Source organism: Nonomuraea longispora, assembly GCF_004348345.1.
Taxonomy (GTDB): domain Bacteria; phylum Actinomycetota; class Actinomycetes; order Streptosporangiales; family Streptosporangiaceae; genus Nonomuraea; species Nonomuraea longispora.
Window position 1 is genome coordinate 1 of sequence record NZ_SMJZ01000354.1, and the last position, 4,345, is coordinate 4,345.

At 67.8% G+C, this 4,345-nt stretch carries 3 protein-coding genes; all 3 read right to left on the bottom strand.

Annotation, left to right across the window (positions count from 1 at the left end; translation table 11 throughout):
• Window positions 1-68 precede the first annotated feature (68 nt).
• Window positions 69-2,873: a vitamin B12-dependent ribonucleotide reductase gene (locus tag E1267_RS42750; RefSeq protein WP_132341892.1), complete on the bottom strand. Its 2,805-nt coding sequence runs from the start codon at window positions 2,871-2,873 to the stop codon at window positions 69-71.
• Complete coding sequence (nrdR, locus tag E1267_RS42755) at window positions 2,870-3,325, bottom strand: transcriptional regulator NrdR (protein WP_132341894.1); 456 nt, start codon at window positions 3,323-3,325, stop codon at window positions 2,870-2,872. Before nrdR ends, E1267_RS42750 begins: the two co-directional genes overlap by 4 nt.
• A 691-nt stretch (window positions 3,326-4,016) precedes the next feature.
• Window positions 4,017-4,345: LysM peptidoglycan-binding domain-containing protein (locus E1267_RS42760; protein WP_132341896.1), on the bottom strand; the 329-nt coding region annotated here is incomplete at its 5' end.

The following is a 4,345-nucleotide window of genomic DNA, read 5'->3' on the forward strand; positions in this document are numbered from 1 at the left end:
TCCCCTGACCGCTCATACGGGTGGGGAGGGGCCACCGCCCCTCCCCACCCGTGATCACGCTCAGCGCGTCAGCTGCAGCCGCTGGTCGAGCCGCAGCCCTCGCAGACGTAGCAACTCCCGGCCGGGCGCATCTTGGTGCCGCAGGTCATGCAGAGCGGCGCGTCCGCGGTGAAGCGCTGGTGGCTTTCCAGCGTCAGCTCCGCGACCGGCTGATCCTTCTCGGGCTGGGCTTCGATGGGCGCCGACTGGGCCAGCGCCTCACGGTCGACCGGCTCCTGCAGCGCCGCCGGGTCCTCGCCGCGCTGCTGCGCCGCCCGCTCGGCCGCCGAGAAGATGCCCAGGGCCGCCCGCTCCTCGTAGGGCAGGTGGTCGAGCGCGAGGCGGCGGAAGATGTAGTCCATCACCGACGTCGCCATCCGGATGTCCGGGTCGTCCGTCATCCCGGCCGGCTCGAACCGCATGTTGACGAACTTGCTCATGTACGTCTCCAGCGGCACTCCGTACTGGAGCCCGATGGAGATCGCGACGGAGAACGCGTCCATGACGCCCGCCAGCGTCGAACCCTGCTTGGACATCTTGAGGAAGACCTCGCCGAGTCCGTCGTCAGGGTAGGAGGAGGCGGTCATGTAGCCCTTGGCGCCGCCCACCGTGAAACGGGTGGTCATGCTCGGTCGCTGGTTGGGCATGCGCCGCCGGGTCGGCCGGTTGACCTCGACCACCTTCACCTCGGGCTCCGCCTGCGGCTCCTCCTTCTTGGAGCCGTTGCCCGCCGACAGCGGCTGGCCGACCTTGCAGTTGTCGCGGTAGACGGCCAGGGCCTTCAGGCCGAGCTGCCAGCCCTCCATGTAGACCTGCTCGATGTCGTCGATCGTGGCCGACTCGGGCAGGTTGACCGTCTTGGAGATGGCGCCGGACAGGAACGGCTGCGTGGCCGCCATCATCCGCACGTGACCCATGGGCGCGATCGCCCGCTCGCCCATCGCGCAGTCGAACACCTCGTAGTGCTCCTGGCGCAGGCCGGGGGCGTCGACGACGTGGCTGTGCTCGGCGATGTATTCGACGATGGCCTCGATCTGCTCCTGCTGGTAGCCGAGCTGCTTGAGCGCCCGCGGGATCGTCTGGTTGACGATCTGCATGGACCCGCCGCCGACCAGCTTCTTGAACTTGACCAGCGCCAGGTCCGGCTCGATGCCGGTCGTGTCGCAGTCCATCATCAGGCCGATCGTGCCGGTGGGGGCCAGGAGGCTGGCCTGCGCGTTGCGGTAGCCGTGCTTCTCGCCCAGCTTGAGGCACTCCGACCACTGGCGCGACGCCTCGGAGTGGATCTTCGCGTCCATGGAGCCGACGGTGCGCAGGTTGTCGTTCGCCGCCGCGTGCTTGCGCATGACCCGCTTGTGCGGCTCGGCGTTCCTGGCGTATCCGTCGTACGGCCCCACCACGCCGGCCAGCTCGGCGCTGCGCCGGTAGGACACGCCGGTCATCAGCGACGTGATCGCCGCGGCCACCGCCCGGCCGCCGTCGGAGTCGTAGGCGTGGCCGGAGGCCATCAGCAGCGCGCCCAGGTTGGCGTAGCCGATGCCGAGCTGCCGGTAGGCACGGGTGGTCTCGCCGATCTTCTCGGTCGGGAAGTCGGCGAACGTGATCGAGATGTCCATCGCGGTGATGATCAGCTCGGTCAGCTTGACGAAGTCGGCGACGTTGAAGGAGTTGTCGTCCTTCAGGAACTTCAGCAGATTGATGCTGGCCAGATTGCAGGACGAGTTATCCAGATGCACATATTCCGAACACGGGTTACTGGCCGTGATACGTCCGGTTTCCGGGGTGGTGTGCCAGTCGTTGATCGTGTCGTCGTACTGCAGGCCCGGGTCGGCGCACTCCCAGGCGGCCTTGGCCATCTTGCGGAACAGGTGTCTGGCGTCGACCTTCTCGATGACCTCGCCGGTCAGGCGGGCGCGCAGGCCGAACTCGCCGCCCTTCTCCACCGCCCGCATGAACTCGTCGGAGACGCGCACCGAGTTGTTGGCGTTCTGGTACTGGACGGAGACGATGTCCTTGCCGCCCAGGTCCATGTCGAACCCGGCGTCGCGCAGCGCGCGGACCTTGTCCTCCTCGCGCGCCTTCGTCTCGATGAACTCCTCGATGTCGGGGTGGTCGACGTCGAGCACCACCATCTTGGCGGCCCTGCGGGTGGCGCCGCCGGACTTGATCGTCCCCGCGGACGCGTCGGCGCCGCGCATGAACGAGACGGGGCCGCTGGCCGTGCCGCCGCTGGACAGCAACTCCTTGGAGGAACGGATGCGGGACAGGTTGACCCCGGACCCCGAACCCCCCTTGAAGATCACGCCTTCCTCTTTGTACCACTCCAGGATCGACTCCATCTGGTCGTCCACGGAGAGGATGAAACACGCGCTTACTTGCTGCGGTGACTGTGTGCCGACGTTGAACCAGACCGGCGAGTTGAACGCGAACACCTGGTGGGCGAGCGCGTGTTTCAGCTCGTGGTCGAAGATCTCGGCATCCTCCTCGCTCGCGAAGTAGCCGTTCTCGACGCCCGTTCGGGTGTAGACGCCGACCACCCGGTCGATCAGCTGCTTGAGGCTCCACTCACGCTGCGGGGTCCCCACGGCCCCGCGGAAGTATTTCGTCGTCACGATGTTGGCCGCGTTGACCGACCAGAACTCGGGGAACTCGACCCCCCGCTGCTCGAAGTTGACCGAGCCGTCGCGCCAGTTGGTCATGACGACGTCGCGGCGCTCCCACTGGATCTCGTCATACGGGTGTACGCCGGGCTTGGTGAAGATGCGCTTCATCTTCAGCCCCTTACGTGGACGCTTGCCCCCGCGCGCCACTGAACCGCTGGCCGTCTCCGTCATGACTCCCCCTTCTCCGCCTTCAACTGTGAGATCTCGGCCTCGAAGTCCGCCAAACTCTCGAAACCGCGATATACCGATGCGAAACGCAGGTAGGCCACCTCGTCGAGCTCCCGCAGCGGGCCGAGGATCGCCAGACCCACCTCGTTCGAGGGGATCTCGGCCGCACCCTTGGCCCTGATGGCCTCCTCCACCTGCTGCCCGAGCTGCGCCAGCGAATCCTCGCTGACCGGTCTGCCCTGACAGGCCCGCCGCACGCCCGCCACGACCTTGTCCCGCGAGAACGGTTCTGTCACTCCGCTGCGCTTGCTCACCATGAGAAGTACGGTCTCCTGGGTGGTGAACCTGCGCCCGCACTCGGGACAGGTGCGGCGGCGCCTGATGGCCGCCCCGTCCTCCGTCGAGCGGCTGTCGATGACCCTGGTGTCAGGGTGGCGACAGAACGGACAGTGCACGCTTTCGCCTCCAAGGGCCCTACGGTCACCGCACACCGTTCCCCGCGCGAGGGGACGCTCACGCACGCTCCACGGCTGACCGTGGAACGGTGGCATAACCACAAGGTGTGGTGAACCTACATCGGTGTAACTACTAGATGTTGTGGTCCAACCGTAGAAGCGAGCGACCATGAACGCAAGTTGAGCCGCGCCGTCCCGCGGAAGTCGCTGATCAGTCCACCATCTTCTCCAGTCCCGGGCGTGTCGCGCCGTCCCGGCGGTGTTCGTGCAGTTGGGAGCGTCACAAGAGTTGTGCGCGGCCTCGTCCGTGAAAGAAGCTCACAACAGCACCGCGACACTTCGCCCACCACGCTCACTCCTTGAACGCCCCGTCACCCACCCGACTTCCACAGGGCTTGCCGCTGAACGAACCGCCTGGGCCGGCCGGGTGCGGCCCGCGACCCGACTGGTGCGGGTCCGGACGCCGGCAGGGGGAACCGGGCTGCACCGCCGTCCGGGGGGACGGCTGGCCAGGGTCGAACGCCGAACCGGGGGAACCGGCTGGGATCGGACGCCGAACCGGGAGGACCCACGTGAGACGGGGCGGACGGGCCCCGACCAGGCGAGCGTGTCGGCGGCAGGCCACCCGGCACCTGACCGGTGGGCGAGCCGGGACCGCCGGAACTCGACCGTGCCGGTCGGCAGGGGCGGGTCAGCGTAAGGCGGTGGTGTCGTCCTTCGGGATGTAGAGGCGGGTGCCTGGGCGGATGAGGGAGTCGGGCAGGCCGTTCAGGCGCTTGATCTCCTCCACCAGGGTTGCCGGATCTTCGCCATGGGAGAGGGCGTCGGCGATCGCCCACAGCGTGTCCCCCTCGCGGACCTCCACCCACGGCAACCCTGCGTGTGCCGGCACCATGACGGGAACGGCCGCATGTCCTGCCGCACGCGTACCCAGCCAGAATCCCCCCAACGACAGCAGCGAGGCCGCCACCACCAGCACGACCCGGCCGCGTCGGGTCAGCCGCAGCGGCGGGGTGGCCC